Consider the following 26,994-nt stretch of genomic DNA (forward strand, 5'->3'; position numbering starts at 1 on the left):
CTCGACAGCCACGTCCTGACTCAAAAGCTCTGCAAACAGCAAAAGCGGCCTAAAGCCAGCACGTGCACACACGTTCTACAGCTAGCCGCCATTGAGTACAGGAGATGCACACGTGAGAAGGGTCAAGGGGTATGTCGGGATTGTCGGACTGGCGCTGTTATCGGCCAATGCCTGGGCCGATCTGCCGCCAACCTCGATTCTGAGCCGCTACGGGGTCAGTACCGATCAACTGCCAAAACCGGCGAAGACCGAAGTGGCTGAGCCGTTCGAAGAGAAAAGCCTGTTTCAGATCCAGCCGGAACAGCCATTCGTGACCCTCCGCCTGGGCGACGGCAAACAACAGCAGGCCACTGGCAACCTGAGTATCGACCGCATGACCCAACTGGATCTGGAGCGCTGCCGACGCCTGCAAGCCGAACTGGCGCGCCGCGGCGAACAGTATTTCAGCTGCGATCACAGCATTATGGGCCTGCCTGCTTTCGAGTAACACCCAGCACTTTGACTGACTTCTGTAGGAGCTGCAGCAGGCTCCTACATCTGTACCGAGGGGTCAGTCTTCCTTGCGAACAGTCGCGACCTCATCACCGCGGACTCTCACCTTGGTCCCGGAAATATCCTCGAACTCATAGAACCCGTCCTTGTTCTTGGTTTTTGGCATGTCCTTGGTCAAATACTGAGTGCCGTTCTGCAGGGTCACCACGGTCGGCGTCGAGCAACCGCCCAATGCCAGAAAGGCGGCTACCGCCAGGGGAAGACCCAGAGTCTTGATGTTCATACCCACCTCAAATACCTCATTCCATATGAATTGACCGTCTTCGGTCTCTAACGCGGTTGGTGCCATCCAGCCGGGAAAAGTTCGATGGCACCCTGAAAAAATCCTGATTGCCGCTGCCATTGATCTTTTTCCGTTTGCACGCGACCGGGCAGAGCTGTTATCTGTACGCACAACCAGTATTCGCTCGCCATGGCCCAGAATTCCCGTGACTGCCAACCCCCTCGACGACCCGTTCTATTACCTCAACAACTTCCGGCAAGTGCTTGATTGGCTTGAGCTTCGCTATGCCGACGTGATGAGTGAAGCCGAGCACGGGTTTATCCGCGACTTCAAGGCGCTGCCGCGTGCTTCGCAGGGGTTGCTGGTGCGCATGGTCATGCGCAAGGGTGTGCATTTTCGTCTTGGCAAACTCAACTACAGCGAAATCGGTGACATCAGCGACGCCGCGCACCCTTTACTGAGTCACGGCTGGCTCGACGATCAGGCCCGGTTGACGCTGACCGAGGTGTTCGACGTGTTGCTCAAGGCAGAACTGCTGCAGGCGTTCGGCAGCGTGATCGAGCAACCCAAGGGCCGCAAGGACGAATGGCTGCAGGCGCTGGCCGAGCAGTTCACTGAATCACGCAGCCTGTGCGAGTGGGCGCCGACGCTCGATGAACGCTTGTTCAGCCTGACCATCATGGACCTGTGCGACCGCCTGCGGCTGATGTTCTTCGGCAACCTGTACCAGGACTGGTCGGAGTTCGTCCTTGCCGATCTTGGCATCTTTACCTACGAAAAAGTCGAGTTCTGCGCCGACTCCCGGGGCCTGCGCAGCCGTGAAGACGTCGACGCCTGCCTGTTCCTGCATCACTGCCAGTTGCGCTTCGAGGCCGGTGAACCGCTGGAAATCATTGTCGAGCAGGTCAGCGCGCTGCAGTTTGCCAACCCGTGGCTGCAACGCCGACGCGGCAAAGTGCTGTTCCAGATCGGCCAGTATTGCGAGCGCATCAGCGAGTTTGCCCTGGCCCTGAGCATTTACCGCGAATGCGCGTACCCCGGCGCCCGTCAGCGAATGATTCGCGTGCTGGAGCGCTGCGGCGAATACGCCCTGGCGCTGGAACTCGCGACGCACGCCGAACAGGCGCCGGAAAGCGCCGCCGAACGGCAGAGCCTGCAACGGATGCTGCCGCGACTGCGGCGCAAGCTCGGCGGACCGCCGCTCAAACGTGCAGCGCCGCGCCCGGTCGAGCGCCTCGACCTGCAATTGCCACGCACCGACCCGGCCTTGTCGGTGGAGTCCTATGTGCAGGCGCATCTGCACGAAGACAGCGGCCCGGTGCACTACGTGGAAAACAGCCTGATCAACTCGCTGTTTGGCCTGCTGTGCTGGCCGGCGATCTTCGCGCCGCTGCCGGGGGCGTTCTTTCATCCGTTTCAACGCGGGCCGGTGGATCTGCTCAATGAAGACTTTCAGCAACGCCGCGCGGAGTTGTTCCAGGCCTGTCTCGATCAACTCGACGACGGCCGTTATGCGGCGACCATTCGCGAGCGCTTCGTGGCCAAATGGGGTGTGCAGTCGCCGTTCGTGTTCTGGGGTGCGTTGAATGAACAACTGCTCGAGCAGGCGTTGGCGTGCTTGCCGGCTGAACACCTCAAGCACTGGTTCAACCGCCTGCTGCTCGACATCAAGGCCAACCGCGCCGGCATGCCGGACCTGATCCAGTTCTGGCCGCAGCACAAGACCTACCGCATGATCGAAGTCAAAGGACCCGGTGACCGCTTGCAGGACAACCAACTGCGCTGGCTGGAGTTCTGCCATGAACACCAGATGCCGGTCGCGGTGTGTTACGTGCAATGGGCGGAGCAGAGCGCTTGAGCTACAGCATTGCGGTGCGTGCATTGTGTGAGTTCACGGCCAAGACCGGCGACCTCGACCTGCGGTTTACCCCGTCGCCGACAGCGCTCGAAGGCATGCTCGGGCATCGCACCGTGGCCTCGCGGCGCAGCGACCAGTACCAGAGCGAAGTGGCGCTGGAAGGCGAGTTTCTGCAACTGAAGGTCAAGGGCAGGGCGGACGGCTATGACCCGGCGCAAAACTGTCTGGAAGAAGTCAAAACTTTTCGCGGCGACCTGAGCAAACAACCGGCCAACCATCGTCAGTTGCATTGGGCGCAGGCGAAAATCTACGGCTGGTTGATGTGCCGCAAGCTTGCACTGGAGCAGATCAATCTGGCGCTGGTGTATTTCGACATCGTCAGCGAGAAGGAAACCTGCCTGGTCGAGGCCTTCAGCGCCTGCGACTTGCAGGTTTTTTTCGAGGCGCAGTGCCGGTTGTTTCTCGACTGGGCCGAGCAGGAGATGGCCCATCGCGAAGCCCGTAATCGGGCGGCGCAGGCGTTGATCTTTCCCCACGCGGACTTTCGCCCCGGCCAGCGGCATCTGGCCGAGTCGGTGTTCAAGGCGGTCAGCACCGGCCGCTGCCTGATGGCCCAGGCGCCTACCGGGATCGGCAAGACCCTCGGCACGCTGTTCCCGATGCTCAAGGCGCTGGCGCCGCAGCAACTGGACAAGGTGTTCTTCCTGACCGCCAAGACCCCCGGGCGCAAACTTGCGCTGGATGCCAGTCAGGTGTTGTTCGATCAATGTGAAACCTTGCCCTTGCGGGTGCTGGAGATGGTCGCCCGGGACAAGGCCTGCGAACACCTGGACAAAGCCTGTCATGGCGACTCGTGCCCGTTGGCCCAAGGCTTTTATGATCGACTGCCCGCCGCCCGCGAAGCGGCCAGTCGCATCAGTCTGCTCGATCAGGCGGCGATGCGCGATGTGGCCCGCCAGCACACGGTGTGCCCGTATTACCTGAGCCAGGAAATGGCGCGCTGGGCCGACGTGGTGGTGGCGGACTACAACTACTATTTCGATTTCAGTGCGCTGCTGTTCGGTCTCGCCCAGCTCAATCAGTGGAAAGTCGCGGTCTTGGCCGATGAAGCGCACAACCTGGTCGAGCGCGGGCGCTCGATGTACAGCGCCAGTCTTGATCAGGCCGCCCTCGCCAGTGTGCGCAAGTCGGCGCCTGAAGCGCTGAAGAAGTCGCTGCAACGGGTCAACCGTGAGTGGAACGCGCTGCACCAGCCGCAACTGGCCCCGTATCAAGCCTACGACAAGGCTCCGGAAAAACTGCTGCAAGCGGTGTCCCTGTGCAGCGCGGCGATTGGCGATTACCTCAACGACCATCCGCAGGGACTCGACAGCGCCCTGCAGACGTTCTACTTCGACATGCTGCAGTTCGGCCGGGTCGCGGAGCTGTTCGACGAGCATTACCTGTTCGACATCAGCAAGCGCGACCTCGACCGCAAACGGCCGCTGTCGCAACTGTGCCTGCGCAATGTGGTGCCGGCCGCGTTCATTGGCCCACGCCTGAAAGCGGCGCGCAGCAGCGTGCTGTTCTCCGCGACGCTCAGCCCGCGGCACTATTACGCCGACTTGCTCGGCACACCGGCCGACACGGTATGGATCGACGTGGAATCACCGTTCAGTGCCGAACAGTTGCAGGTGCAGATCGTCAGCCGGATTTCCACGCGCTTCAACCACCGTCAGGCGTCGCTGGAGCCGATCGTCGAGCTGATCGCCCGCCAGTTCAGTGAGCGTCCGGGTAACTACCTGGCCTTCTTCAGCAGCTTCGATTACCTGCAGCAGGTGCTGACGCTGCTCGCCGAACGGCATCCGCACATCAACCTGTGGCAGCAGTCCCGAGGCATGGCCGAAGGGCAGCGGCAAGCGTTCCTCGATCAGTTCACTGCCGAGAGCCAGGGGGTCGGCTTCGCGGTGTTGGGTGGTGCATTCGGCGAGGGCATCGACCTGCCCGGGGCACGCCTGATCGGTGCGTTCATCGCCACGCTGGGGCTGGCTCAGCTCAACCCGGTCAACGAGCAGTTGAAGCGGCGCATGGCGGCGATTTTCGGTGCCGGTTACGACTACACCTATCTGTATCCGGGGGTGCAGAAAGTGGTGCAGGCCGCCGGGCGCGTGATCCGCACACGACAGGATCGCGGCGTGGTGATGCTGATCGATGACCGGTTTGCCGAACCGCGCATCCAGCAACTGTTGCCTCGCTGGTGGTCCCTCGGCGCGCCTTCTCAATAAGCACATTGCTCACGCCGTGAATTGAAGCATGTTTGCACCTTCCCAAGGCGCCGTATTGCCGCATACTTGCACGAGGAAAAAACCAGCGGTGAATTTGATGAGTGACAACCCGAGCAAAACCGCCGCGATCGAGGAGATGCGTTTTCGTCTGCTGATCGATGCGGTGGTCGATTATGCCATTTACATGATCGATCCCGACGGCATCATCACCAGCTGGAACTCTGGCGCCAAACGCTTCAAGGGCTACGAGAAGCAAGAGATTCTCGGCGAGCATTTCTCGCGTTTTTACACCGAGCAGGACCGCGCGGCGGGCTTGCCGCAACGTGCGCTGGACACGGCGATCCGCGAAGGGCGGTTCGAAGGGGAAGGCTGGCGGGTGCGCAAGGACGGCACGCATTTCTGGTCCCACGTGGTGATCGACCCGATCATCGATCCGGACGGTACGCTGCTGGGGTTCGCCAAGATCACCCGCGACCTGACCGACCGCAAGATGGCCGAAGAAACCCTCAAGCAAAGCGAGCAGCAGTTCCGCCTGCTGGTGCAGGGCGTCACGGACTACGCGCTCTACATGCTCAGCCCCGATGGTCGGGTTTCCAACTGGAACCAGGGCGCCCAGCGGATCAAGGGTTACCTGCCGGAAGAAATCATCGGCGAGCATTTTTCAATCTTCTACACCGCTGAAGACCGTGAGCGCGGCGAGCCGCAACGGGCGCTTGAGATTGCGGCGCGGGAAGGGCGTTTCGAAAACAAAAGCTGGCGGGTGCGCAAGGATGGCAGCCGATTCTTTGCCCATGTGGTGGTGGACGCCATTCGGGGCGAAACCGGGACCTTGCTCGGCTTCGCGAAAATTACCCGTGACGTGACGGAAGTCCATCAGTCGCAGCAGGCCCTGGAGAAAACCCGCGAAGCCCTGTTCCAGGCGCAGAAGCTGCAGGCCATCGGCCAACTCAGCGGCGGCATCGCCCATGACTTCAACAACCTGCTGACCGTGATCCTCGGCAACCTCGAGATCGTGCGCAAGCGGGTCGGCGATGACCCGAAAGTCAGCCGCCTGCTGGAAAACGCCACCCAGGGCGCGCTGCGTGGCGTGTCGCTGACCCAGCGCATGCTGGCCTTTGCCCGGCGTCAGGAACTCAAGACCGAGCCGGTCGATCTCGTCCAACTGGTGCAAGGCATCACCGGGTTGTTGCGCAGTTCGCTGGGGCCGGGGATCAGCATCGAGACCTCCCTGCCCGAAGGGCTGGAGCGGGTGCTGGCCGACACCAACCAATTGGAACTGGCGGTGCTCAACCTGGCCACAAATGCCCGGGACGCCATGCCCGATGGCGGCAGCGTGGCAATCAGCGCACGTGCCGAGGTCGTTCTCGAACAAAACCATTGCGCCCTGACAGCGGGGCGCTATGTCTGCCTGAGCCTGATCGACACCGGTGAAGGCATGGACGAGCTGACGCTGGCGTCAGCCGCGGATCCGTTCTTTACCACCAAAGGCCTGGGCAAGGGCACCGGGCTGGGGTTGTCGATGGTGCACGGATTTATCGAACAGCTCGGTGGCCGCTTTATCCTCAAAAGCCAGAAGGGGCATGGCACGACGGCGGAACTGTGGTTGCCGGTGGTTGCTGACGGCGTGACGAAGTCGTCGGTCGTGCCTGACGCAGAAACGGTTACGGTGCCGCGGCTCAGCGTGCTGGTGGTGGACGACGACTCGCTGGTATTGACCAGCACCACGTTGCTGCTTGAAGACCTTGGGCATCGGGTGCTCAGCGCCACTTCTGGCGCGAAAGCGCTGGCACTGCTGGATCAGGGCCAGGTCGTCGACCTGATGATCACCGACATGGCCATGCCGCAGATGAGCGGCGCGCAACTGGCTCATGCAGTGCGTCTGCTCAAACCGGACCTGCCGATCATTCTGGCCACTGGCTACGCCGAGCGCCTGGAAGGCTTCGCCGCTCAGTTGCCGCGTCTGCCCAAACCGTTCACTCAGCTCAACCTGATGGACATCATCGTCCAATCGATGAAACGACCGAGCGGCAGATCCGGCTGAACTAGTGCGTGACGAGGCGCTTCTAAACACTTTCCCTGCCCCCGGAGCGTGTTTCCCTTGTCTCGCATACTCACCGAGCCGACTGCTGAAGAAACCCTCACCGAACACGATGCGAAAATGTTTGGCTCGCCCAAGGAACGCCTGGATTTCTACCGCCGCGAGATTCAGTACGAAACCAGCATCCTCGCCAACCGCACCGACGCCTATCTGGCGGCGCAATCGTTTCTGGTGATCGCCTTCGCTTCGTGCATGGCCAACCTCAACCCTGAGTGGGGCAAGTTGTTCACCCTGGTCGTGCCACCGTTTCTGGCGCTGCTCGGGTTGCTCAGTTCGCTCAACGCCTGGCCGGGCATTCGGGCGGCGTACGACATCATTGATCACTGGCACTTCAAGCAAAGTCAGTTGCTGCAGAGCGAACCGCTGATGGGCCTGGCCTACGACGAATCGCCGCTGTTCAGCGAAATGGAGTCGAGCCACAAGGGTTATCGCAAATCGCTGCTGTTCTCGGTGCGCACGCCGTGGATCTTTGCGGTGTTCTGGATGCTGCTGGGGGCTTATGCGGTGTTCATTCAGGTGACCAATCCCGGAGGCTGATTGCCGCCCAAAGAAAAAGCCCGGACTTCGCAGCCGGGCTTTTCTTTGGGCGGTTTTTCATTCGACGGTTTCAAGCTGCCGACGCAGTTCTTGCGAATGATGCGGCGACATCGGAATCGGCGGGAAGTCCTCGTTGAGGACACACAAATGGTCGATGGCTTCCTCGAACTTTGCATCGGCTTTGCGGCGCAGCGCTCGATAGCGCTCAAACTGTTCGATATCCAGATTGTGCGCTTCCAGCAGCTCGTGAGCCGCTCGATTGAGGGCGTGGGCGTCATCGAACAATTGACGATTGCGTTCCAGGGCCAAGGCCCTGCAAGCCTTGATTTGTGCAGGAGTCGAGCATTCTTTCATGACCGTAACCTTGTTATCCAAAGATTCCTTTTCGTAGGCTGCAAGCCGCAGGGGAACCGAACCTGCCGGACCTCGCCGGGTGCATCCAGCGAGGGGTTATGGTTGTGACTGCGAGGCTCTGCGCAGGGATCCATTTATTTTCAGAAGAAAGTTCGATGGATTAGTCCAGCAACATTCGCAGGAAGAATCAGTTTTTTCGTTTTTGCCATTGTTCGTAGCGAGCGAGGATCGGCTGGGTACTGATGCCATGCAGCAAAATGCTCAGCGCCACCACCGACAGCGTGATGTCGGTGCACAGCGTGGCGACCGGGGCACTCAGGCCATGGTTCAAGGCATAAAACAGATAGAACAGGCTGCCGATCCCACGAATGCCGAACCAGCCGATCAACAACCGCTGAGGGCCGTCGAGCAAGCTGCCCCACGGCATTATTGCCACGCAGGCCGGACGCACCACGCAGAACAGCACCGCGCCCACCAGCAGCGCCCGCCAGTCCCAATGCGCCACCAGCACCACGCCGAGCAGGGTCACCAGAAAAACTTCCATGGCCCGTTCCACCAGACTGCCGAACGACAGCATGTCGCCCATCATGATCCCGGCGGCGACCTGGCTGCTTTCCAGCTGTTCGGTGTCACCGTGTACGGCGTGCTGCGGTTCGATGTTCTGGTGGCCCACCACCGGTTGCACCAGATGTTCGGCGGGTGGCTGACTGGCGCCGGTGGATTTCACTTCTTCCTGACGCAAGCCGAGGCCTGCGGCGAACACCGACAGAAAGCCAAAACCGCCAATGGCGTCCGCGCCGACGTAAGCCAGCGCTATCAACGCCAGGGCCAGGTAATCGTTCGGGCTCAGGGTGCTGTCGTCGTTATGAATGCGCAGCGACAAGGTCAGCCGCCCGATGCCGCGACCCATCCAGTAACCGGTCAGCAGGCCGAAGGGCACCGCCCACAGCACACTGCGCAACAGCCAGTCGGTCAGGGCGCCGGATGGCGCGTCGGTCTGCAACAGCAACAGCCCGAGGATCACGAACGGAAAGGCAATCCCGTCGTTCAGCCCGGCTTCGCCGGACAGCCCAAAACGCACGCCGTCGACATCCCGCGCATCGTTGACCTGCACCAGCGCGGCCAGTACCGGGTCGGTCGGTGCCAGAATCGCGCCGATCAGCAGCGACGGCGCCCAAGGCAAATCCAGGCCCCAATGCAGCAACAGGCTGACCCCGGCGATGGTCAGCACCATCACCGGGCCCGCCAGGCCGAATGCGATTCGCCAGCGTTTGTCGCGCAATGGCAGACGCAACTTGAGCCCGCAGACAAACAGCGAAAACAGCACCGCGACTTCCGTCAGGTGCTCCATCCACACCGCAGCGTTTTCCACCGACAGTTTCAACAGATCGAGCCCGGCCGGGCCGATGCCGATCCCCAGCAACAGGCACACGGCCGAGGTGGTGACCGGCATCCAGCGCAGGTACGAAGAGGTCAGCGCGAGGGTCAGCAATACGGCGCCCAGCACCGCGACCCAGATGACAAAGCTCATGGCGGCTTACAACATCGGCTTGCCGCCCGTGACGCCATAACGCTGGCCGGTGATGTAACTGGCTTCATCCGAGGCCAGCAGCACGTAGATCGGCGCCACTTCCACCGGTTGTCCCGGACGTCCCAGCGGGGTTTCGCTGCCGAAGTTCTGCACTTCTTCATCGGGCATGGTCGAGACGATCAACGGTGTCCAGATCGGCCCGGGTGCTACGCAGTTCACGCGGATTTCTTTCGGCCCGAGTATCTGCGCCAGACCGCCGGTGAAGTTGGCGATCGCGCCTTTGGTGGTCGCGTAGGCGAGCAGGCTGGGTTTGGGCATGTCCGAGTTGATCGAGCTGGTGTTGATGATCGACGCGCCGGGACGCATGTGTTTGATCGCCGCCTGGCACAGACGGAAGATCGCCGTGATGTTGACGTCGAAGGTCATCACCCATTCCTCGTCGGGGATTTCCTCGAAGGTCTCGTGGGTCATCTGGAACGCGGCGTTGTTGACCAGCACGTCGATGCGCCCGAAGCGTTCGACGGTCTGGTCCACCAGCGCCTGGCATTGGGCCTTTTGCGCAATATCGCCCGGCAGCAGCAGGCACTGGCGGCCCGCCTGTTCGACCCAGCGCGCGGTCTCTTTGGCGTCGTCATGTTCATTGAGATAGGCCACGGCGACGTCTGCGCCTTCACGGGCGAAGGCAATCGCCACGGCGCGACCGATGCCGCTGTCGGCGCCGGTGATCAACGCAATCTTGCCAGCCAGGCGTCCGGAGCCGACGTAGCTTTGCTCGCCACAGTCGGGATAGGGCTGCATTTTGCTTTGCGAGCCCGGGACGGCTTGAGCTTGTTTGGGGAAGGGTGGTTTTGGATAGTCGGTCATCACAAATCTCCGAGGTCTTAGGGCAGGTATGGGCGGTTGACCCGGACGGTTTGCCGTGAGTTCGATCGGATTTTGGATGACCACAAAACCATTGTAGGAGTGAGCCTGCTCGCGATAGCGGTGTATCAGCCGACATTGATGTTGAATGTCAGTCAGCTATCGCGAGCAGGCTCACTCCTACAGATTGGTGGTGTTTTCAGGTGTTGCGTTGTGCCAGTGCGCGCTCCATGCGGCCAATGCCTTCTTCCAGCAACGAACGCGGGCAGCCAAAGTTCAGGCGCACGAACTGTTGGTGCTGATCGCCGAAATCGACACCGGCGCTGAGGCCGACCTTGGCCTGCTCAAGGAAGAACTGCTGCGGATTGTCCAGATCCAGCGCCGAGCAATCGAGCCACGCCAGATACGTCCCTTGCGGCACATTGATAGACACGCCCGGCAAGCGACTGCGCACGGCATCCACCAGCCAGTCGCGGTTGGCCTGCAGGTAGGTTTTCAGCTCGGCAAGCCACGGTGCGCCTTCGCTGTAGGCGACGCGGGTGGCTTCCATGCCCAGCGGGTTGACGCTGTCGACCATGCCACAGCGGGCGTGGTTGACGCGCTCGCGCAGGGCGGCGTCCTGGATGATCATGAACGAGGTCTTGAGGCCGGCGATGTTGTAAGCCTTGCTGGCCGACATCAGGGTGATGGTGCGCTTGGCGATGTCCGGGCTCAGGGACGCGGTCGGAATGTGCACGCGGCCATCGAAGCACAGCTCGGCGTGGATCTCGTCGGAGATAATCCAGGCGTCATGCGCCATGCAGATGTCGGCGATATCCGTCAGCTCTTGCGCAGTGAACACCTTGCCAATCGGGTTGTGCGGGTTGCTCAGCAGCAGGGCGCCGCCATTGGCCAGAGATTGACTCAATGCCTCCAGCGGAGTGGCGTAGGTGCCATCGGCCTGGGCGACGAATTCCAGCTCGACCTTGTTCAGCCCCCAATGCCCGGGCGCATGCCGCAGCGGCGGGTAGTTCGGCACTTGCACCACAACGTTCTGCTGCGGCTGCACCAGGGCTTTCAAAGCCATGTTGAAACCGGATTCAACCCCGGGCAGGAAAATCAGTTCCTGTGGTTTGACCTTCCAGGCGAACTTGTTCCACAGGTCGGCGACGATGGCTTCACGCAGATTGTCCTGCGCCACGCTGTAGCCAACCAGCGGGTGCAGCAGGCGCTGCTGCAACGCCTCGATGATCACCGGCGGCGCGGCGAAATCCATATCAGCGACCCACATCGGCAACACATCGGCCGGGTAGCGGCTCCATTTGGTGCTGCCGGTGTTGTGGCGGTCGAATACCTGATCAAAATCGAAAGTCATGCGCGGTCTCGTGAAGGCGGGATTGGTCCTGGGCGCCATGATAAACCCGGAACCCCTGTATGAGCAGCCTTCGGCAGCTCATACAGGGGAATGGGGTGATCCGACAAACGGCCGACGGTCGGTTTTCACACAGAGCGTGTGGTCATTGTCTACAGTGAAAAAACCGGCAGCCATTCTGCCGTAACCGTGTCTGTCCAGAAAAAGCCCGGCATCAGTACCGGGTTCCACCTGATCAGGAGTGCACGATGGATCTCAGCCGTCGTCAGTTCTTCAAGGTCGCCGGTATCGGCCTTGCAGGCTCTAGCCTGGGCGCGTTGGGCATGGCCCCGACGCCAGCCTTCGCCGAGCAGGTGCGTCACTTCAAGCTTGCCCACACCCATGAAACCCGCAACACCTGCCCGTATTGCTCGGTCGGTTGCGGGTTGATCATGTACAGCCAGGGCGATGCCGCGAAGAACGTCGCGCAAAATATCATTCACATCGAAGGCGACGCCGACCACCCGGTCAATCGCGGCACCCTGTGTCCGAAAGGCGCGGGCCTGCTGGACTTCATTCACAGCCCGGGACGTTTGCTCTATCCGCAAACGCGCAAACCCGGCAGCAGCGAATGGACCCGGATCAGCTGGGACGAAGCGCTGGATCGCATCGCCGACCTGATGAAGGCCGACCGCGACGCCAATTTCATCGAGCAGAACGCTACCGGGCAAACGGTGAACCGCTGGCTCACCACCGGCTTCCTCGCGGCGTCGGCCGCGTCCAACGAAGCGGGCTACATCACCCAGAAGGTGATTCGCAGTCTCGGCATGCTGGGGTTCGATAACCAGGCGCGTGTCTGACACGGCCCGACGGTGGCAAGTCTTGCCCCGACGTACGGCCGTGGTGCCATGACCAATACCTGGACCGATATCGCCAACGCGAATCTGATCCTGGTGATGGGCGGCAACGCAGCAGAAGCGCATCCGTGCGGCTTCAAATGGGTGACCGAGGCCAAGGCGCACAACGCTGCGCGGCTGATCGTGGTCGACCCGCGTTTTACCCGGACCGCTTCGGTGGCCGACTATTACGCACCGATCCGTACCGGCACCGACATCGCCTTCATGGGCGGCTTGATCAATTACCTGCTGACCGAGGACAAGATCCAGCACGAATACGTGCGCAACTACACCGATGTCTCGTTCATCGTCAAAGCCGGCTATGGCTTTGAGGACGGGATATTCAGTGGCTACGACGCGGCCAAACGCAGCTACACCGACAAGTCCGGCTGGGGTTATGAGCTGGGCGAGGACGGTTTCGTCAAGGTCGATCCGACCCTGCAGGACCCGCGCTGCGTCTATCAACTGATGAAGCAGCATTACAGCCGCTACAACATCGATCTCGCGAGCCAGATCTGCGGCATGCCGGTCGATGCGATGAAAAAAATCTGGGAAGAAATCGCCACCTGCTCGACCCCGGGCAAGACCATGACGATTCTCTATGCCCTGGGCTGGACGCAGCACTCGATCGGCGCGCAGATCATCCGCAGTGCGGCGATGGTGCAACTGCTGCTGGGCAACGTCGGCATGCCGGGCGGGGGCGTCAATGCCTTGCGTGGGCACTCGAACATTCAGGGCCTGACCGACCTTGGGTTGCTGTCCAACTCGCTGCCGGGCTACCTGACCCTGGGCAGCGACGCAGAGCAGGATTACAACGCCTTCATCAAAAAACGCACGCAAATGCCGTTGCGTCCGGGGCAATTGTCCTACTGGCAGAACTACAGCAAATTCCACGTCAGCCTGATGAAGTCGTGGTACGGCGCCAACGCCACTGTCGAGAACAACTGGCTCTATGACCATTTGCCGAAACTCGACATCCCCAACTATGACGTCCTGAAGATGTTCGACCTGATGAGCCAAGGCAAGGTCAACGGCTACGTGTGCCAAGGGTTCAACCCCATCGCCGCGTTGCCGGACAAGAACCGGGTGATGGGCGCGTTGGCCAAACTCAAGTGGCTGGTGGTGATGGACCCGCTGGCCACCGAGACCTCGGAGTTCTGGCACAACGTCGGGCCGTACAACGACGTGAAAAGCGCCGACATCCAGACCGAAGTCATTCGCCTGCCCACCACCTGCTTTGCCGAAGAGGACGGTTCATTGGTCAACAGCAGCCGCTGGCTGCAATGGCACTGGAAAGGCGCCGACGGCCCGGGCGAGGCGCAGACCGACATTCGCATCATGAGCGAACTGTTCCTGCGCCTGCGCAAGCGTTATCAGACCGAGGGCGGCAAATTTCCCGATCCGCTGTTGAAACTGTCGTGGCCGTACAAGATTCCCGACGAGCCCTCGCCGGAGGAACTGGCGAAGGAAATCAATGGCAGCGCCATGGCCGACTTCACCGATGCCAGCGGCGCAACGGTCAAGGCCGGCTCGCAACTGGCCGCGTTCGCCCAGCTCAAGGACGACGGCAGCACCGCGTCCGGCTGCTGGATCTTCGCCGGCAGCTGGACCGAGGCCGGTAACCAGATGGCCCGTCGCGACAATGCTGACCCGTATGGCATGCACCAGCACCTGGGCTGGGCCTGGGCGTGGCCGGCCAACCGGCGAATCCTCTACAACCGTGCATCGGCTGACGTTGCGGGTAAGCCGTGGGATCCGAAGAAACGCCTGGTGTGGTGGAACGGCAAGGCCTGGGGCGGCACCGACGTGCCGGACTACAAGGCCGATGTGCCGCCGGAAGCCGGGATGAGCCCGTTCATCATGAACCCCGAAGGCGTGGCGCGGTTCTTCGCCGTCGACAAGATGAACGAGGGGCCATTCCCCGAGCACTACGAGCCGTTCGAAACGCCGATCGGCATCAACCCGCTGCACCCGCAAAACAAGAAAGCCACCAGCAACCCGGCGGCGCGGATCTTCGATTCGGTCTGGGAAAGCCTCGGCGAAGCCAAGGACTTCCCGTACGCCGGCACCAGTTACCGGCTGACCGAGCACTTCCACTTCTGGAGCAAGCATTGCAAGTTGAATGCAATTGCCCAGCCTGAGCAGTTCGTCGAGATCGGCGAAGTGCTGGCGAAGGAGAAGGGCATCGCCGCCGGGGATCGGGTGCGGGTCAGCTGTAAACGCGGGTTCATCGAGGCGGTCGCGGTGGTGACCAAACGCATACGGCCGCTGCAGGTCAACGGCCAGGTGGTGCATCAGATCGGCATCCCGCTGCATTGGGGGTTCACCGGCCTGACGCGTCACGGCTACCTGACCAACACCCTGGTGCCGTTCCTCGGCGATGGCAACACACAGACCCCGGAATCCAAGTCATTCCTGGTCAACGTGGAGAAAATATAGATGGCCAGCCAAGACATCATTGCCCGCTCGGCCACCACCACGGTGCCGCCCTCGGTGAGGAATCAGCAGGAAGTCGCCAAGCTGATCGACACCACCAAATGCATCGGCTGCAAGGCCTGTCAGGTCGCCTGCTCGGAATGGAACGAGCTGCGCGACGAGGTCGGCCACAACCACGGCACCTATGACAACCCGCAGGACCTCAGTGCCGAAACCTGGACGTTGATGCGTTTCACCGAGCACGAAACCGACGCCGGCAACCTCGAGTGGCTGATCCGCAAGGACGGCTGCATGCATTGTGCGGAGCCGGGTTGCCTGGCCGCCTGCCCGAGTCCCGGGGCGATCATCAAGCACGCCAACGGCATCGTCGATTTCGATCAGGACCACTGCATTGGCTGCGGCTACTGCATCACCGGTTGCCCGTTCAACATTCCGCGGATTTCGCAGAAGGATCACAAGGCCTACAAGTGCACCTTGTGTTCCGACCGCGTCGCGGTAGGGCTGGAGCCGGCCTGTGTGAAAACCTGCCCGACCGGGGCCATCGTCTTTGGCAGCAAGGAAGACATGAAGGAACACGCCGCCGAACGCATCGTCGACCTGAAAAGCCGCGGCTTCGACAACGCCGGGCTGTACGACCCGGAAGGCGTCGGCGGCACCCACGTGATGTACGTGCTGCACCACGCCGACACGCCGAAGATTTACGCCGGGTTGCCGAATGCGCCGGCCATCAGCCCGCTGGTGGGCTTGTGGAAGGGCATCAGCAAACCGCTGGGCTTGCTGGCGATGGGCGCGGCGGTGCTGGCCGGGTTTTTCCACTACGTGCGTATCGGGCCAAACCGCGTCGAGGAGGATGAACATCCGGCGCCACCCGACACCTCGGTGCATACCGTCGATCCGGCGGTGCACACCTTCGATCCACGCGGGGAGGACCGGCCATGAGCAACAAGACGATCCTGCGTTACACCGCCAACCAGCGCACCAATCACTGGCTGGTGGCGATTCTGTTCTTCATGGCCGGGCTGTCCGGGCTGGCGTTGTTTCATCCGTCGATGTTCTGGCTGACCCACCTGTTCGGCGGCGGGCCGTGGACGCGGATTCTGCATCCGTTCATGGGCGTGCTGATGTTCGTGTTGTTCCTCGGCCTGGTGTTCAGGTTCTGGCGCGCGAACTTCTTCATCGGCAATGACTGGAAGTGGCTGCGCCGCATCGATCGGGTGCTGGTCAACGACGAAGAGACGGTGCCGCCGGTGGGCAAGTACAACGCCGGGCAGAAGCTGCTGTTCTGGACTTTACTGCTGTGCATGCTCGGTTTGCTGTTCACCGGGCTGGTGATCTGGCGCGCGTATTTCAGCGCGTATTTCGGCATCACCGTGATCCGCTGGGCGATGCTGCTGCATGCGCTGGCCGGGTTTGTGCTGATCCTCAGCATCATCATTCACATCTACGCCGGGCTGTGGATCAAGGGGTCCATCGACGCGATGCTGCATGGTTGGGTCAGCCGTGCCTGGGCGAAGAAACACCACGAACTCTGGTACCGCGACATCACCCGCGACGAACGCCATCCGGATGCGCCGGAACGACCGATCACCAAAAAGGGCTGACCTTTGGCAACCATTCTTGAACCCGGGGAAATCGAAGCGGCGGCCAGTTCGCCGCCGTTTCTGTACCTGCCACCGCACAACCTGTTCAGCCTGCGCGCGCAACGCCTGGAACACCTGGCCGAAGGGCATGCGCTGGCCGACTACCTGCATCTGATTGCCGGGTTGTGCCGGGTGCAGCAGCAGGTGATGGATGATCCGCCGCTGTCTACGCCGATTGATGAACAGCGCCTTGACGTTTGCCAGCGCCACGGCCTGCCGCCATTTGCGGCCGACACGCTGGTGCGCGAGGAGAGCTGGCAGGCTTATCTGGATGCATTGCTGCAACGCTATGTTCCACCGGAGCAACCGGCGGTACTCGACGCGGTTGCCACGCTAGGGGAGGCCAGCCCCGGACAGTTGCGTGCGTGGGCCGTGGCATTGGTCAGCGGCCAATACTCGCTGGTGCCGGCAGCGCTGGTGCCGTTTCTCGGCGCCGGCCTGCAAGTGGCGTGGAGCCACTGGCTGCTCAGTGTACCCAACCTGCAGCTGAAACCCGGCGACAGCCTCAGCCAATGCCCGGGCTGCGGTTCACCGGCGATGGCCGGGGTGATCCGCCATCGCGGCAAGCACAACGGCCTGCGTTATCTGGTGTGCTCGCTGTGCGCCTGCGAATGGCACGTGGTGCGGGTCAAGTGCGTGTATTGCGAGTCAAGTAAAGGTCTGGATTACCTGAGCCTCGAAGACGATCGCCACGCGGCCAATCAGGCGCCGATTCGGGCGGAGGTCTGCCCCAGCTGCAACAGCTACCTGAAACTGGTGTATCTGGAAAACGATGCCGAAGGCGAAGCGCTGTCGGCGGACCTTACCAGCCTGTTGCTCGACATGCGTCTGGCGCAGGACGGTTTTCAGCGTTTGGCCCCGAATCTGTTGCTGGCGCCGGGAGACGAATGACCTTAGCGTCTACACTCGCCGGACAGTCTTGTTTTTTCGGGAGTGGCTGATGTCCGCAAGTGTTGCCCCGCGTTTACCGTCCATTGATGCTTTGTTGCGTCACCCGGCTTGTCTGCCGCTGCTTGAGCGTTATGGTCGTGAGGCGTTGCTGAGCCGTTTGCGGCAGTTGCTGGATGAATTGCGTGCTGACGTGTTGAACGGGCAATTGTCGGCCATCGAAATCAGTCCGCAAGTGCTGGCGGGCCGGGTCGGTGAGCGCCTGGCCCAGCAACAGCGCAGCCACGTGCGCCGGGTGTTCAACCTCACCGGCACGGTGCTGCACACCAATCTGGGCCGGGCGCTGTTGCCGGATGAAGCCATCGACGCGGTGCAGATGGCCGCACGTTATCCGCTCAATCTGGAATTCGATCTGGCCAGCGGCAAGCGCGGGGACCGCGACGATTTGATCGAAGGTCTGATCCGCGAGCTGACCGGCGCCGAAGCCGTCACCGTGGTCAACAACAATGCCGCCGCCGTGCTACTGACGCTGAACAGCCTTGGCGCGCGCAAGGAAGGCATCATCTCACGCGGTGAGCTGATCGAGATCGGCGGCGCGTTCCGCATTCCCGACATCATGGCCCGTGCCGGTGTGCGCCTGCACGAAGTCGGCACCACCAACCGCACCCACGCCCGCGACTACGAAGCAGCGATCAACCCGCGCAGCGGTTTGATCATGCGCGTGCATGCGAGCAACTACAGCATCGAAGGTTTCACCGCGCGCGTCCCCACCGCTGAACTGGCCGAACTGGCCCACCGGCATGGCTTGCCACTGCTGGAGGATCTGGGCAGCGGCAGTCTGCTGGACCTGACGCGCTGGGGCTTGCCGGCGGAACCGACGGTGCGCCAAGCGCTGCTGGATGGCGCGGACATCGTCACCTTCAGCGGCGACAAATTGCTCGGCGGGCCGCAGGCCGGGTTGATCGTCGGGCGCAAAGAGCTGATCGCGAAGATCAAGAAGAATCCGTTGAAGCGCGCCTTGCGCGTCGACAAGTTGACCCTGGCCGCACTGGAGGCGGTGCTGGGTTTGTATCGCGACCCGGATCGCCTCGCCGAGCGTCTGCCGAGTCTGCGGCTGTTGACTCGCCCGCAAGCCGACATCCACGCCCAGGCCTCTCGTTTGCAACCGGCAATGGCCGAGGCCTTGGGCGAACCCTGGCAGGTCAGCGCCGTTCAGGCCTTGGGCATGATCGGCAGCGGCAGCCAACCGGTGGCGCGATTGCCCAGTGCGGCGCTGTGCCTGCGCCCGCACGTGTCCAAGCGTCTGCGCGGACGTTGCCTGCTCAATCTTGAGGCGGCATTGCGTGCCTTGCCGATCCCGGTGCTCGGTCGCATTGACGACGATGCGCTGTGGCTGGATCTGCGCCAGCTCGACGATGAGCCGGCGTGGCTGGCGCAGTTGCCGCAGTTGCGGGTCGAGCAGTGATTGTCGGCACCGCAGGGCACATTGACCACGGCAAGACGTCACTGCTGCAATCGCTGACCGGGCAAACCGGCGACCGCCGCCCGCAGGAACGCGAGCGCGGGATGACCATCGACCTCGGTTATCTCTACGCCGAACTGCAACCCGGCGCCGGCCTGACCGGTTTTATCGACGTGCCAGGCCACGAGAAATTCACCCACAACATGCTCGCCGGGGCGCAGGGTATCGATCTGGTGTTGCTGGTCGTCGCGGCGGATGACGGGGTGATGCCGCAGACCCGCGAGCATCTGGCGATTGTCGAGTTGCTGGGGATTCCCCGGGCGTTGGTGGCGATCACCAAATGCGATCGGGTCGAGGCGGGCAGGGTGGAAGAGGTGCAGCGCCAGGTTCTGGATTTGCTCGAGGCCGGGCCTTTTGCCGAGGCGCCGATAGTGCCTGTGTCGAGCGTGACCGGGTACGGTGTCGATGAATTGCGGCAGAGCTTGTTGCACACTCAGGGCGAAGTGCATGAACGCAGTCGCGAAGGTGGATTTCGCCTGGCCATCGACCGCGCTTTCAGCGTGGCCGGTGCGGGGATTGTGGTCACTGGCACGGCGTTGTCGGGGGTTGTTTCTGTAGAGGACAGACTGGTTTTGGGGCCTCTGGGTAAAACCGTCCGGGTTCGCGGCCTGCACGCGCAGAATCGGCCCGCCGAACAGGCCTCCGCCGGGCAACGGGTAGCCTTGAACATCAACGGCGATCGCCTGACCCTGGAGCAGATCCATCGCGGCCAATGGTTGTTGGCCGAATGGCTGCACGCACCGACGCAACGGGTCGACATCGAATTTCAGCTGTTGCCCGGTGAGCGTACATTCGAACACTTCCACCCGGTGCACGTGCACCTCGGTACCCAGGACGTCATCGCTCGCGTGGCGTTGCTCGAAGGCCCGCGCTTGAGCCCCGGTGAGCGCATGTTCGCGCAACTGCTGATCAACGCCCCGGTGCATGCGGTGAAGGGCGATCGGTTGATCCTGCGAGACTCCAGCGCCCAGCGCACCCTCGGCGGCGGCCAGGTGCTCGACCCGTTCGCCCCGGCCCGGCAACGTCGCAGCCCGGAACGGCTCGCGCAACTGCAAGCCCTGGCCGGCCATGACAGCCTTGAGCAGGCGCTGCCGGTGCTGCTCGACCACTGCGCTGGCGGCCTCGATCCGCAGCAGCTGGAGCGCCAGTTCAATCGCCCGCGTGACGACTGGTCGCTACCGGCCAATGTGCGCCTGATCGACACCCGCCAAGGCCCGGTGCTGTTCAACGTGCAGCGCTGGGGGCAGTTGAAGTTCACCCTGTTGGAGCAGCTGGCGAAATTGCATGAGCTGGAACCGGACCAGATGGGGCCGGACCGCGATCGCCTGCGCCGCTTCAGTGGTCTGGCGCTGGAGCGTTCGACCTTTGCCAGCCTGCTGGACGAACTTCGCGCTGCCGGGTCGATCAATGCCAGCGGGCCGTGGCTGCATCTGCCCGATCATCAAGTGCGCTTGAATGCCGAAGACGAAACCCTGTGGCAGCAGATGCAGCCGCTGTTCGAGCAGACCGGGTTTGATCCGCCGTGGGTGCGCGATGTCGCAAAAACGCTCGGTGTAGACGACGCGGTAGTACGCCTGCTGCTGCGCAAACTGGCGCGCCTGGGTTTGATGCACCAAATCGTGCGCGACCTGTTTCTGACGGACGTGCAACTGCGGCGCATGGCCGGCGTGCTGCTGCACCTGGAACAGGAAAATCCGCAAATCCAGGTGACAACCTTTCGTGATGCGCTAGGCTTGGGACGCAAACGCTGTATTCAGTACCTCGAATACTTCGACCGCCTCGGCCTGACCCGGCGCATCGGCGAATCCCGCGTGATCCGCCCCGACAACGCGCTGGCCAGTGCCGACGCACCCTGAGTTCAAAGGAAGGCAATCGCGCCCGGTGGCGCGGCCGGGCTTCAAACCCGGTTGGGGACGGCATCCGTTCCCGGGCAGGTTCGACTCCGGCTGCCTTCCGCCATTTGAAAAGATCCTTCTCAATGCAAATCACATCGCTGATTGAGAGGCCTGAACAAAAACATCAGTGGACACATTCAAGCGCATGCCCGGCAGACTAGAGATAACTTATCGCCATGGTCAATTCGCTATTTGCGGTGCCGGGCGAGACTGCGCCGCCTGGAAGATGTACATATGCTGCAGACAGGGGGATTTCATAATCTCCTTTAGTACCGTTGTAACCCGTGTAAGTATGCACGGCATTTAGCGGCAGGCCGCTTCCTCCCTGCGTCATTATTCGCAGGCCGACTTGTTTTGCAGTTGAGTTTTTGTTCAGTGAAACTATGCCGGTTTCAGCATCAATGGCAGGAGTGTTAGAGATAAGTTTGTAGGTGATTTTCTTGATTCCAGGCGGACAATTTAAAAGTTTTATCGAGAATGGAACAGGCTTGGACTGCGCCCAGTCAGCAGAAAATTCACTGGTGCCATAGTCTTCTCCCATCGAAACCAAAACGTCGGGAGTGGTACATGAAAGAAGTTGGGCGGGTATCTCTTTTTTAAGGTTTATCTTCAGGATTGTATTAGTGCTGCTATTACCAAAATCTATTTTTCCGTAGACTCCGGCTGGGAGTTTGACAGTTCCCGCTTTGTTGCCAGTTTTGATTAGCGTCATTCGTAAACGTTCTCCGTATCTTCCGAGGAAGTAATCTACATCTAAAAATGGAGGGGGAGGGATTTTTAAAGCGGCTCCTTTCGATGGAATTGGTATATTAGTAATATTGCTTCCTAAAATTTGGACTTTATAAGAAACACCCGTCCCATCAATCACAAAAAGATTGGCGCCAGCGGGGTTCGGACCTATTGTGCTGTCAGGTGTTAACCAAAGATTAAAGCTGGCACGCATACACGAGAAAACAACCAGTGAAGGAATAACGGACTCCTCGCTATAAATTTCCTCACCTATTGGTGTGTCGCTAGGTACACCTAGTATGGACGGTCCGTTGAAATTTACGGTCACTGGGTTGAAAGGGCCTGAACAAAAGTCAAAACCATAGGCTGGCGACATTTTCATTAAGATAATCCAAGTCGTAAATGTCATTAAAGCTACAGCGTATTTGTTTTTTTTCATCATTTTCATCATTGATTTAGGAGTGTTCTGCAATTAGAGTGTTTTGCGGCAATTCGTGTGCCCCTCCCGCTATAATTTATGCTGTCACTCAGGTAAACAATAAAGCGGGTAAGTGTCATAGTTTCGGCTTTTGTCCTGCACAGGTAATACATAAGACACCTGGCATTGTTTTTCGCCCCATTTTATATTGATCACGCCTTGCTCTTTCTCCATCAATGCCAACGCTTTCCCACTCGGATCACTGAGCGACAGTTGTTTACCTTCGCTGTCCTCAAGTACTGCGCCAAACGGTAACGGCTGTTTCTGCGCGTCGAACAGTTCAAATTGCACGCGCCGGCCGGTCTTGCCGGCATAACGTGCCTTGACCACCGCACCACGGCGCGGCACGCGTTGTTGGCTGGCGTTGTCGATTTCGAGATCGGCACCGAGGTCGCGGGTGTCCAGGGTGATCCAGTTGACCCGATAGGGTTGCGCACTGGGGATCACCGCATAGCCATTTCGGCCGGTGGTCACACCGCTGTAGCTGCTGATTTTGGCGTCCTTGACCCCCGGCACTTCAACCAGGGCGAAGGTTTCGCCCACCGTCTGGCCAAGGTTTATGCCGCCGGCATGGGCCACAACCGATCCTGATGCATTAAGGCTTTGTGATTTATAACCACGGCCCTCGCTGTAGCCCAGGCTCAAGTCGCCCACTGATGTGCGGGTGTTGAGATTGAACGAACCTGAATTTCCGCCGCTGGAGCTATTCCCGGCCTGTACGGAGTAGAAGGTATCACCGGTTTCCGAGACATAACCGTTGATACCGGCCTGCGTGCTGCTGTTGTTTTTCTGACGGGTAGTGGTCATGAAAGCGCGAGGCGCGCGAATTTTTCTACCCAGCGGAAACGAGATTGACAGGCTCATTTGGGTGTCATTGCTGGTCGAACCGTAATAGCCCTGATCCTGGGTACGCGTGGCGCCGAAGTTGTAATTCAGGTCGCCCCAGTTATTGCTGTAGCCCGCGGAAACGCTCCGCGAACCGCCACGATTCCAATAGCGTTGATCGCTCGCCGTCAGATAGAGGTTGCCTAGCTGTTGATCCCGGCCAAGGCTTTGGTTAATGGTCAAGTCGGTGCGGGTTTTCGAGCTGCCGCTGCTGCGCGCGCCGTCATCACTGATGGCCTGTACGTGTTCGGTCAGGGTACGAAAACCCTCGGTTGAATAGCGGTAGGCCGCCAGGGTGAAGCTGGTGTTGGTGCCCGTGAACGTTTTCGCATAGAGGGCACGCACGCTGTCACCTTCGGTGGTTACGCCGCCAACCTCGCTGGTGGAGTGGGTCATATCCAGTGAAACCGCGCCCAATGAGGTGTTTTTACCCATACCCAAGCCCAGCGCTTTGTAGCCATCACTGACCTGAACACCGGCGATGCCGGTCAAATTGCTGGTGAGGCCGTACGCCAGTGTGCCGCTGACCAATTGCGGGTTTTTCTCACCCTCGGTGTGGCTGCTGTATTCACCGGCCGAGACGCTGTACTTCAATTGACCTTCACGCACCATAATCGGAAGTGCGGAGAACGCCTGTCGGGTGACGTGACGGGTACCGTCGGCTTCGATGACGGTGATTTCCAGATCGCCGTTGGAGCCACTGGGGTAAATGTCGCTGATCTCGAACGGCCCCGGCGGCACGTTACTGGTGTAAAGGATGTAGTCGTTCTGGCGGATTTCCACCTTCGCACTCGTCTGCGCTACACCCCGAATGACCGGGGCATAGCCGCGTTCGCTGTCAGCACGCATGCCTTCGTCTGACGCCAGTTTCAGGCCACGATAGCGCACGCTGTCGAACAGATCAGGATCAGAAAAGATATCGCCCGCACTGAACTGGCCCTTGATCGCCGTGACGTCATGCTGCAGGTAGGTGCGATTGCTGGTGAAGGTATTCGGGCGTCCGGTGCCGGTGCTGAAGTTGGATTCATTGCGCAGGCGCCAGCCAGCGAGGTTGATGCCGTTGCGCAGCCCCAGGTTGTTGGAAATCTTGACGCCGTAATCGCCAGCATTGCGATTGGTGTTGAGTTGGTAGTTGATGAACGCCGCTGACACGCCTTCGTCCCACAACTCGGGAGCGACATAGCCGCGAAGGCCTTTCTCCATCGACATCTGCGGCACGCTGACGGCCAGGCGCAGGTGACTCGCGTCGTAACGCACGCTGGCCTGATCAATCATGCCGGGTAAGTCATAGCAGGCTTGCGGCTCGTCCGGGTTGAACGTGCCCTGCGCCTGAAGTTTATTCAGATCGATGCCCAGTTGTTTGAGCAGATCGAACGTCAGGCACGGTTCAACCCGACCATTGATAGCGTTGCGCATGAAATCGATATCGCGCCGACCGACCAGCACTTCATTGCTGTAAAGATCGACCCGATAATTGCCAGGCACCACGCTGTCGGCTGCCAATAGCAGCTTGAGGTCGACATTGGACTGCGCACCTTGCAGGAACGTGGTGTTGTAATCGTCCAGTTGCAAATCTTCATCCGCGCCCAGAACGAGAGTGGGCAGGCCAATGAAAATGGCCAATGCCAGCGCATTGAATGGTGTCGAATCAAATGCCTTGAGCGCATATGAATTGCACGCGGGCTTCCCTGAACAACTTCCGGTTTTGTTTAGAGTGGAAAATGGCATGCAATAAAACCTGTATCGGCGCTCACAACTCAATCGCTGGCCGAGCGCAAGCGAGCACCTGGTTTAAAGGTGCTTGCGCAAGGACGTGTTACTTGGATTCAGTCGGTTCGGCGTTGACGGCTTGGCCGTTGATCAGCGACGCCTGGTAATGACTCATCGCCCCGTAGTCATTGATGCTGGAAAAAGTCAGGCGCACCGGGGGACTGGCGGATGGGAAGCGGCTCAGCGAAAACCTGGCTTCCGTTCCCGGTCCGACCATCTTCGTTTCCAGTGCAAATTCACTTCCTTTCGAATCCCGAAGTGCCAGATCCGCCATTGATACGTGGTACGCACCGGGGTTTTTTACAATAAGAACGGCATTGCCGTTTTCTTGTGTGACTTGCCACTGCAATTGAGTCGGCGCCAGGATTGGGTCGCCGGGCAGGCCAGGGGGACGGAAAAAAACCTTGATCCGTTGGCGCACGGCCAATTGCAAGGTATTGGCAGTTTTGGACGCTTGCGGGATCTCCTGGACATTAAGCCAGACCACCGATTCTTTATCTGTTGGCATGCCTTGGCCTTCGTAAAGAATGCGAAGAAGTTGTTGTTCTTTGGCAAATACACGGGCCAATGGCGGTGTTACGGCGAACGGGGTCGCTTTATCACTGGTGTCTTCCCGGTCGATCCAAGATTGAATCAGCGCATCCTGGTTGCCGTTGCGCACGGTGATATTGGCTTCTTTATGAGCCCCATCAAACACCACTCGCGTGGCACTCAAGGAAATACTACCCAATGCCTGTGCACTCACCAGCAGTGCCAGGAAGGCGAAAATGAATTGACGCAACATAGTGGTTACCGCTGTTTCAATATAAAAGGCGAGGCCGAGGCCTCGCACGAACTCAGGCAGGCGCCAGGGACTTATTCGTATTCAAGAATGAAGGGCAGGGTGGCGTCGCCACGACCGGCAGTTGCGCTACCTTCCGCGCCTGTGGTGACGTAGGCGGCAGAAAAGCTCAGTGTGCTGTCGCCACCAGCTGAGCCAGTGCCATGCATGCCGGCTACGATACGAGCGTCCTTGCTCAGGTCGATTTGCACGCCGTTACTGTCCAGCAACGCGATACCGACGTTGGTTGCCGTGCCGTTGCCAGGGGTCAGTGCCAGCAATTTTTTGTCGTCAGGGACAAAACCGGAGCCGCCGCTGCTCGGATCGAAGACCATCGCGACTTTGGTGCCTTTGTTGCAGTTGACGTTGAGGTTGAAGTGGTTACCGGCGACACGCCCGCCAGCCGGGTTAGCAGCAGTGCCCATGTCTTTGATCGAAACATCGCCCATATTGACGGCGATCACTCGATTGGCATCGCTGCCGTCGACGGAGCAGGCATCGTTGTTGATTACTCCAGTAAAGCTGATTTGGCCGCTGCCACCCTGTGTTGGTTTTACTGGATCTTCTGCGAGCGCGTTGCACGAAGCACTCAGTACTGCGCAAGCAAGAAGAGCAAGGGAAAATTTTTTCATCATGATGTCCATTTATATGAAAGTGAAATGTGCTGAAAGAAATTGCATGAGCAAGATAATCAGCGAGCACTTTCGAGGACATCAGACGAATCTTAATCATCGCAGCTGTTGCAATGCCTTCTAGTTAAAAACATTAAGTGCGTGACAGTAAGCCAACAAATCCTGGTCGCTTGAAACTTCCAGTTTGCGCATGGCCGATATCTTCTGCGCGCTGACTGTTTTGGTACTGCGATTCTGACTGCGGGCGATATCACTGACGCTTTTTCCTGACACAAACAGCCGCAGAATCTCGAACTCCTTTGGCGACAGCATTGAAAATCGCTGTTGGATATCGGCGTTGGACTTGATGACAGACTGCGGTGCGGGTTGCTGGCTGAGGTACTGGCCGTTGCGGGCAATGGTTTCGAGGGCCAATTGAATCTCATTGTGCAATTGACTCTTTTGAATCACGCCGGCCACACCCAACTCATGCAAACGCGTGAGTATCAGTTGATTGGACAGCATGGTCAGTACCAGCACCTGTACCGCAGGGAAGTGTCGCTGTAGATATTCGACCAGTTTCAGGCCATCGCCATAGGGCGAGTCGGCGGGCATGTTGTAGTCGGTGATGACGATGTCTACCGAATGGAGGTTGAGCAGGTCGATCAATCCTTGTGAGCAGACCGCTTCGCCTACCACGCAAAAGCGACCATCGCGCTCGACCAGTTCGCGTACTCCGAGCAGGACGATCGGGTGATCGTCAGCAATGACTACGTTCAACTTTTTCATGAAAACCAACCCGTGGACACGTGTATC

The 26,994-nt window shown here is 60.1% G+C and carries 21 protein-coding genes and 1 tRNA gene; 12 read left to right on the top strand and 10 right to left on the bottom strand.

The genetic code is table 11. From position 1 onward, the window contains the following. Window positions 1-112: 112 nt before the first annotated feature. Window positions 113-487: a hypothetical protein gene (locus J5M57_RS11690; RefSeq protein WP_207848459.1), complete on the top strand. Its 375-nt coding sequence runs from the start codon at window positions 113-115 to the stop codon at window positions 485-487. 63 nt (window positions 488-550) lie between these two features. Here the strand turns inward: J5M57_RS11690 and J5M57_RS11695 are convergent, their stop codons facing one another. After that, the gene (locus J5M57_RS11695) at window positions 551-775 is read right to left on the bottom strand and encodes a YgdI/YgdR family lipoprotein (RefSeq protein WP_064590001.1); all 225 of its coding nucleotides are present in this window, start codon (window positions 773-775) and stop codon (window positions 551-553) included. Window positions 776-980: 205 nt separating this feature from the next. Between J5M57_RS11695 and J5M57_RS11700 the strand changes: the two genes are divergently transcribed. From J5M57_RS11700 to J5M57_RS11715, 4 genes are all read left to right on the top strand, one after another. Further along, the gene (locus tag J5M57_RS11700) at window positions 981-2,633 is read left to right on the top strand and encodes a VRR-NUC domain-containing protein (RefSeq protein WP_207848458.1); all 1,653 of its coding nucleotides are present in this window, start codon (window positions 981-983) and stop codon (window positions 2,631-2,633) included. Beyond that, on the top strand, window positions 2,630-4,897 hold the full coding sequence (locus J5M57_RS11705) for an ATP-dependent DNA helicase (protein ID WP_207848457.1): 2,268 nt from the start codon (window positions 2,630-2,632) through the stop codon (window positions 4,895-4,897). The genes J5M57_RS11700 and J5M57_RS11705 overlap by 4 nt, the downstream gene beginning before the upstream one ends. 97 nt (window positions 4,898-4,994) lie before the next feature. Next, the gene (locus J5M57_RS11710; RefSeq protein ID WP_207848456.1) at window positions 4,995-6,938 is read left to right on the top strand and encodes a PAS domain-containing sensor histidine kinase; all 1,944 of its coding nucleotides are present in this window, start codon (window positions 4,995-4,997) and stop codon (window positions 6,936-6,938) included. A 57-nt stretch (window positions 6,939-6,995) separates the two neighbouring features. Next, the gene (locus J5M57_RS11715) at window positions 6,996-7,532 is read left to right on the top strand and encodes a hypothetical protein (RefSeq protein WP_064587595.1); all 537 of its coding nucleotides are present in this window, start codon (window positions 6,996-6,998) and stop codon (window positions 7,530-7,532) included. A gap of 57 nt (window positions 7,533-7,589) precedes the next feature. Here the strand turns inward: J5M57_RS11715 and J5M57_RS11720 are convergent, their stop codons facing one another. The 4 genes from J5M57_RS11720 to J5M57_RS11735 all read right to left on the bottom strand — a co-directional run bounded on the left by J5M57_RS11720 (window position 7,590) and on the right by J5M57_RS11735 (window position 11,632). Continuing rightward, window positions 7,590-7,886, bottom strand: a complete 297-nt coding sequence (locus tag J5M57_RS11720; RefSeq protein ID WP_207848455.1) for a hypothetical protein — start codon at window positions 7,884-7,886, stop codon at window positions 7,590-7,592. A gap of 187 nt (window positions 7,887-8,073) precedes the next feature. Beyond that, the gene (locus tag J5M57_RS11725) at window positions 8,074-9,417 is read right to left on the bottom strand and encodes a cation:proton antiporter (RefSeq protein WP_207848454.1); all 1,344 of its coding nucleotides are present in this window, start codon (window positions 9,415-9,417) and stop codon (window positions 8,074-8,076) included. Window positions 9,418-9,423: 6 nt separating this feature from the next. Continuing rightward, complete coding sequence (locus J5M57_RS11730; RefSeq protein ID WP_207848453.1) at window positions 9,424-10,281, bottom strand: glucose 1-dehydrogenase; 858 nt, start codon at window positions 10,279-10,281, stop codon at window positions 9,424-9,426. A gap of 196 nt (window positions 10,282-10,477) precedes the next feature. Next, on the bottom strand, window positions 10,478-11,632 hold the full coding sequence (locus tag J5M57_RS11735; protein WP_207848452.1) for a PatB family C-S lyase: 1,155 nt from the start codon (window positions 11,630-11,632) through the stop codon (window positions 10,478-10,480). A 245-nt stretch (window positions 11,633-11,877) separates the two neighbouring features. On the opposite strand from J5M57_RS11735, the gene fdnG reads away from it, so the two are divergent. The 7 genes from fdnG to J5M57_RS11770 all read left to right on the top strand — a co-directional run bounded on the left by fdnG (window position 11,878) and on the right by J5M57_RS11770 (window position 20,949). After that, window positions 11,878-14,943 carry a formate dehydrogenase-N subunit alpha gene (gene fdnG, locus J5M57_RS11740; RefSeq protein WP_207848451.1) on the top strand — a complete coding sequence of 1,022 codons (3,066 nt, stop codon included), beginning with the start codon at window positions 11,878-11,880 and terminating at the stop codon, window positions 14,941-14,943. Continuing rightward, a complete protein-coding gene (fdxH, locus tag J5M57_RS11745; RefSeq protein WP_064587588.1) occupies window positions 14,944-15,879 on the top strand; it encodes a formate dehydrogenase subunit beta in 936 nt (311 codons plus the stop codon). Beyond that, window positions 15,876-16,541 carry a formate dehydrogenase subunit gamma gene (locus J5M57_RS11750; RefSeq protein WP_064587587.1) on the top strand — a complete coding sequence of 222 codons (666 nt, stop codon included), beginning with the start codon at window positions 15,876-15,878 and terminating at the stop codon, window positions 16,539-16,541. The genes fdxH and J5M57_RS11750 overlap by 4 nt, the downstream gene beginning before the upstream one ends. A gap of 3 nt (window positions 16,542-16,544) precedes the next feature. Continuing rightward, the gene (fdhE, locus tag J5M57_RS11755) at window positions 16,545-17,471 is read left to right on the top strand and encodes a formate dehydrogenase accessory protein FdhE (RefSeq protein WP_064587586.1); all 927 of its coding nucleotides are present in this window, start codon (window positions 16,545-16,547) and stop codon (window positions 17,469-17,471) included. 49 nt (window positions 17,472-17,520) lie between these two features. Beyond that, a complete protein-coding gene (selA, locus tag J5M57_RS11760) occupies window positions 17,521-18,933 on the top strand; it encodes an L-seryl-tRNA(Sec) selenium transferase (RefSeq protein WP_207848450.1) in 1,413 nt (470 codons plus the stop codon). After that, complete coding sequence (gene selB, locus J5M57_RS11765) at window positions 18,930-20,846, top strand: selenocysteine-specific translation elongation factor (protein WP_207848599.1); 1,917 nt, start codon at window positions 18,930-18,932, stop codon at window positions 20,844-20,846. The genes selA and selB overlap by 4 nt, the downstream gene beginning before the upstream one ends. Window positions 20,847-20,853: 7 nt before the next feature. After that, window positions 20,854-20,949, top strand: a tRNA-Sec gene (locus tag J5M57_RS11770). A gap of 93 nt (window positions 20,950-21,042) precedes the next feature. On the opposite strand, the gene J5M57_RS11775 is transcribed toward J5M57_RS11770, so the two are convergent. The 5 genes from J5M57_RS11775 to J5M57_RS11795 all read right to left on the bottom strand — a co-directional run bounded on the left by J5M57_RS11775 (window position 21,043) and on the right by J5M57_RS11795 (window position 26,967). After that, window positions 21,043-22,053, bottom strand: a complete 1,011-nt coding sequence (locus J5M57_RS11775; RefSeq protein WP_169841686.1) for a fimbrial protein — start codon at window positions 22,051-22,053, stop codon at window positions 21,043-21,045. Between the two features lie 84 nt (window positions 22,054-22,137). Next, complete coding sequence (locus J5M57_RS11780; RefSeq protein ID WP_347709558.1) at window positions 22,138-24,594, bottom strand: fimbria/pilus outer membrane usher protein; 2,457 nt, start codon at window positions 24,592-24,594, stop codon at window positions 22,138-22,140. A gap of 199 nt (window positions 24,595-24,793) precedes the next feature. Continuing rightward, entirely contained in the window at window positions 24,794-25,531 is a 738-nt protein-coding gene (locus J5M57_RS11785; protein WP_169841688.1) for a molecular chaperone, read from the bottom strand. Window positions 25,532-25,602: 71 nt separating this feature from the next. Continuing rightward, entirely contained in the window at window positions 25,603-26,199 is a 597-nt protein-coding gene (locus J5M57_RS11790; RefSeq protein ID WP_169841689.1) for a fimbrial protein, read from the bottom strand. 120 nt (window positions 26,200-26,319) lie between these two features. Continuing rightward, entirely contained in the window at window positions 26,320-26,967 is a 648-nt protein-coding gene (locus J5M57_RS11795) for a response regulator (protein WP_207848448.1), read from the bottom strand. Window positions 26,968-26,994: the final 27 nt, after the last annotated feature.

This window comes from Pseudomonas sp. 86_A (assembly GCF_017491705.1).
Classification (GTDB): Bacteria; Pseudomonadota; Gammaproteobacteria; order Pseudomonadales; family Pseudomonadaceae; genus Aquipseudomonas; species Aquipseudomonas koreensis.

Excerpts from the sequence above, each read along its gene's own strand:
- J5M57_RS11695 (WP_064590001.1), bottom strand. The coding sequence starts at position 775 with ATGAACATCAAGACTCTGGGTCTTCCCCTGGCGGTAGCCGCCTTTCTG.
- J5M57_RS11775 (WP_169841686.1), bottom strand. The coding sequence starts at position 22,053 with ATGAAAAAAAACAAATACGCTGTAGCTTTAATGACATTTACGACTTGG.
- J5M57_RS11710 (WP_207848456.1), top strand. The coding sequence starts at position 4,995 with ATGAGTGACAACCCGAGCAAAACCGCCGCGATCGAGGAGATGCGTTTT.
- J5M57_RS11795 (WP_207848448.1), bottom strand. The coding sequence starts at position 26,967 with ATGAAAAAGTTGAACGTAGTCATTGCTGACGATCACCCGATCGTCCTG.
- J5M57_RS11750 (WP_064587587.1), top strand. The coding sequence starts at position 15,876 with ATGAGCAACAAGACGATCCTGCGTTACACCGCCAACCAGCGCACCAAT.
- selA (WP_207848450.1), top strand. The coding sequence starts at position 17,521 with ATGTCCGCAAGTGTTGCCCCGCGTTTACCGTCCATTGATGCTTTGTTG.
- J5M57_RS11785 (WP_169841688.1), bottom strand. The coding sequence starts at position 25,531 with ATGTTGCGTCAATTCATTTTCGCCTTCCTGGCACTGCTGGTGAGTGCA.
- J5M57_RS11720 (WP_207848455.1), bottom strand. The coding sequence starts at position 7,886 with ATGAAAGAATGCTCGACTCCTGCACAAATCAAGGCTTGCAGGGCCTTG.
- J5M57_RS11735 (WP_207848452.1), bottom strand. The coding sequence starts at position 11,632 with ATGACTTTCGATTTTGATCAGGTATTCGACCGCCACAACACCGGCAGC.
- J5M57_RS11725 (WP_207848454.1), bottom strand. The coding sequence starts at position 9,417 with ATGAGCTTTGTCATCTGGGTCGCGGTGCTGGGCGCCGTATTGCTGACC.
- fdxH (WP_064587588.1), top strand. The coding sequence starts at position 14,944 with ATGGCCAGCCAAGACATCATTGCCCGCTCGGCCACCACCACGGTGCCG.
- J5M57_RS11790 (WP_169841689.1), bottom strand. The coding sequence starts at position 26,199 with ATGAAAAAATTTTCCCTTGCTCTTCTTGCTTGCGCAGTACTGAGTGCT.
- J5M57_RS11730 (WP_207848453.1), bottom strand. The coding sequence starts at position 10,281 with ATGACCGACTATCCAAAACCACCCTTCCCCAAACAAGCTCAAGCCGTC.